The following is a 3,309-nucleotide window of genomic DNA, read 5'->3' as shown; positions in this document are numbered from 1 at the left end:
AGGGGTCTAGCATGGCAGAAGCCGTAAAAAAACCGAGGCCGGAATTCCGGAACATCGGTATCGGGCAGATATTGACGGCGTACCGTCTCCCACTGGCGGGGCGCGTGTCGATTCTCCATCGCGTGAGCGGTGGACTGCTCTTCATCTTCCTTCCGTTCCTGCTGTACCTCTTCGATCAGAGTCTCACCTCCGAACTCAGCTTCGAAGTGTTCAAGGGCTTCCTGTCCAACATCATCGTCAAGCTCATCACGCTGGTGCTCGCGTGGGCGTTCCTGTTCCACTTCTGCGCGGGCGTGCGCCATCTCGCGATGGACATGAACCATGACGCCGTGTCGAAGGAACGCGGCAAGAGCACGTCGATCGTCGTGCTCGTCGTGTCGTCGCTGCTGACGCTTGCCTTCGCGCTCAAACTGTTCGGAGCCTTCTAAAAAATGTCAGCTAATCACCGGGTTGGTTCGAAGCGCCTCGTCGTCGGCGCGCACTACGGTCTGCGCGACTGGCTCGCGCAGCGCATCACGGCCGTCATCATGGCCGTCTATACCGTCATTCTGCTGGGCTGGTTCTTCGGCGCGCAGGCGTTCTCTTACGACGGCTGGGCCGGCATCTTCGCCACGCAATGGATGAAGCTCGCCACCTTCGTCACGCTGCTGTCGCTGTTCTATCACGCGTGGGTCGGCGTGCGCGACATCTGGATGGACTACATCAAGCCCGTGGGCACGCGGCTTGTGCTGCAGGCGTTGACGATCGTCTGGCTGCTCGCGTGTGCGGGCTACGCTGCGCAGATTCTCTGGAGAGTGTAAAAGAATGGTTGCAATCAAGAATTCTCTGCCGCGTCGCCGCTTCGACGTGGTGATCGTCGGCGCGGGCGGCTCGGGGATGCGCGCGTCGCTGCAGCTCGCGCGCGCGGGCCTCTCCGTGTGCGTGCTCTCGAAGGTGTTCCCGACGCGCTCGCACACGGTCGCCGCGCAAGGCGGCATCGGCGCGTCGCTCGGCAACATGAGCGAGGACAACTGGCACTACCACTTCTACGACACGATCAAGGGCTCCGACTGGCTCGGCGACCAGGACGCGATCGAGTTCATGTGCCGCGAAGCGCCGAACGCCGTGTACGAACTCGAGCACTTCGGCATGCCGTTCGACCGCAATGCGGACGGCACGATCTATCAGCGTCCGTTCGGCGGGCACACGGCGAACTACGGCGAGAAGCCCGTGCAGCGCGCGTGCGCGGCGGCTGACCGGACGGGCCACGCATTGCTGCACACGCTGTATCAGCAGAACGTCGCGGCCAAGACCACGTTCTTCGTCGAATGGATGGCGCTGGACCTGATCCGCGACGCCGACGGCGACGTGCTCGGCGTGACCGCGCTCGAAATGGAAACGGGCGACGTCTATATCCTCGAAGGCAAGACCACGCTGTTCGCCACGGGCGGCGCGGGGCGGATCTTCGCGGCCTCGACCAACGCGTTCATCAACACGGGCGACGGCCTCGGCATGGCCGCACGCGCAGGCATCCCGCTCGAAGACATGGAATTCTGGCAATTTCACCCGACGGGCGTCGCGGGCGCGGGCGTGCTGATCACGGAAGGCGTGCGCGGCGAAGGCGGCATCCTGCGCAACTCGAACGGCGAGCGCTTCATGGAGCGCTACGCGCCGACGCTGAAGGATCTGGCGCCGCGCGACTTCGTTTCGCGCTCGATGGACCAGGAAATCAAGGAAGGCCGCGGCGTTGGTCCGAACAAGGACCACGTGCTGCTGGACCTGTCGCACATCGGCGCCGAGACGATCATGAAGCGTCTGCCGTCGATCCGCGAAATCGCGCTGAAGTTCGCGAACGTCGACTGCATCAAGGAGCCGATCCCCGTCGTGCCGACCATCCACTACCAGATGGGCGGCATTCCGACGAACATCCACGGCCAGGTCGTCGGTACGGCGAAGGGTCACGAAGACCCGATCAACGGCTTTTACGCGGTGGGCGAGTGCTCGTGCGTGTCGGTGCACGGCGCGAACCGCCTGGGCACGAACTCGCTGCTCGACCTCGTGGTGTTCGGCCGCGCGGCGGGCAATCACATCGTCAAGCACGTGAAGGAAATCCGGGATCACAAGCCGCTGCCCGCCGATGCCGCGGACTTCGCGCTGTCGCGGCTCGCGAAGCTCGACAACTCGAACTCGGGCGAATACGCGCAGAGCGTCGCGAACGACATCCGTTCGACGATGCAGGCGCACGCGGGCGTGTTCCGCACCTCGAAGCTGCTGGCTGAAGGCGTCGAGAAGATGAAGGAGCTGAAGGAGCGCGCGGCTAACGTGCACCTGAAGGACAAGTCGAAGGTGTTCAACACGGCGCGCATCGAAGCGCTCGAAGTGTCGAACCTGATCGAAGTGGCGCGCGCGACGATGGTGTCGGCGGAAGCCCGCAAGGAAAGCCGTGGCGCGCACGCGCAGAGCGACTTCGAACATCGCGACGACGAAAACTGGCTGCGCCATACGCTGTGGTACAGCGAAGGCGACCGCCTCGACTACAAGCCGGTTCACATGAACCCGCTGACGGTCGAATCGGTGCCGCCCAAAGCGCGTACCTTCTAAGGCACAAGTCAAAGGATCTGAGAAATGGCCAAGCGTATTTTTGAAATCTACCGCTACGACCCGGACAAGGACGCCGCGCCGCGCATGCAGACGTACGAGATCGAGATCGACTCGCACGAGCGCATGCTGCTGGACGCGCTGGTGAAACTGAAGGCACTGGACGAGACGCTGTCGTTCCGCCGCTCGTGCCGCGAAGGCGTGTGCGGCTCGGACGCGATGAACATCAACGGCAAGAACGGTCTTGCCTGTCTGACGAACCTGAACGACCTGCCGCAGAAGATCGTGCTGCGTCCGCTGCCGGGGCTGCCCGTGGTGCGCGACCTGATCTGCGACTTCACGCAGTTCTTCAACCAGTATCACTCGATCAAGCCGTACCTGATCAACGATACGCCGCCGCCGGAGAAGGAGCGCCTGCAGTCGCCGGAAGAGCGCGACGAGCTCGACGGGCTGTACGAGTGCATCCTGTGCGCGAGCTGCTCGACGTCGTGCCCGAGCTTCTGGTGGAACCCGGACAAGTTCGTCGGCCCGGCGGGCCTGCTGCAAGCCTATCGCTTCATCGCGGACAGCCGCGACCAGGCGACGGGCGAGCGTCTGGACAATCTGGAAGATCCGTACCGTCTGTTCCGTTGCCATACGATCATGAACTGCGTCGACGTGTGCCCGAAGGGCCTCAATCCGACCAAGGCGATCGGCAAGATCAAGGAATTGATGGTGCGCCGGGCTGTCTGA

Annotated in this window: 4 protein-coding genes; all 4 read left to right on the top strand. The window is 63.4% G+C overall.

The genetic code is table 11. The features are described from left to right. Positions 1 to 11 precede the first annotated feature (11 nt). Genes sdhC through J8I87_RS43610 form a run of 4 tightly spaced genes read left to right on the top strand, consistent with a single transcriptional unit; the run spans position 12 to position 3,309 of the window. Positions 12 to 428 carry a succinate dehydrogenase, cytochrome b556 subunit gene (gene sdhC / locus J8I87_RS43625; RefSeq protein ID WP_209938828.1) on the top strand — a complete coding sequence of 139 codons (417 nt, stop codon included), beginning with the start codon at positions 12 to 14 and terminating at the stop codon, positions 426 to 428. A gap of 3 nt (positions 429 to 431) precedes the next feature. Continuing rightward, on the top strand, positions 432 to 800 hold the full coding sequence (gene sdhD, locus J8I87_RS43620) for a succinate dehydrogenase, hydrophobic membrane anchor protein (RefSeq protein WP_209938826.1): 369 nt from the start codon (positions 432 to 434) through the stop codon (positions 798 to 800). Between the two features lie 4 nt (positions 801 to 804). After that, on the top strand, positions 805 to 2,580 hold the full coding sequence (sdhA, locus tag J8I87_RS43615) for a succinate dehydrogenase flavoprotein subunit (protein WP_209938824.1): 1,776 nt from the start codon (positions 805 to 807) through the stop codon (positions 2,578 to 2,580). Between the two features lie 24 nt (positions 2,581 to 2,604). Beyond that, positions 2,605 to 3,309, top strand: a complete 705-nt coding sequence (locus J8I87_RS43610; protein WP_209938822.1) for a succinate dehydrogenase iron-sulfur subunit — start codon at positions 2,605 to 2,607, stop codon at positions 3,307 to 3,309.

It is taken from the genome of Paraburkholderia sp. LEh10, from assembly GCF_017814945.1.
Classification (GTDB): Bacteria; Pseudomonadota; Gammaproteobacteria; order Burkholderiales; family Burkholderiaceae; genus Paraburkholderia.
The sequence above is the reverse complement of the archived record's forward strand: the minus strand, read 5'-3'. Positions and strand labels throughout refer to the sequence as shown.

Coding starts and splice junctions, on each gene's coding strand:
- sdhC (WP_209938828.1), top strand. CDS start 12: ATGGCAGAAGCCGTAAAAAAACCGAGGCCGGAATTCCGGAACATCGGT.
- sdhD (WP_209938826.1), top strand. CDS start 432: ATGTCAGCTAATCACCGGGTTGGTTCGAAGCGCCTCGTCGTCGGCGCG.
- sdhA (WP_209938824.1), top strand. CDS start 805: ATGGTTGCAATCAAGAATTCTCTGCCGCGTCGCCGCTTCGACGTGGTG.
- J8I87_RS43610 (WP_209938822.1), top strand. CDS start 2,605: ATGGCCAAGCGTATTTTTGAAATCTACCGCTACGACCCGGACAAGGAC.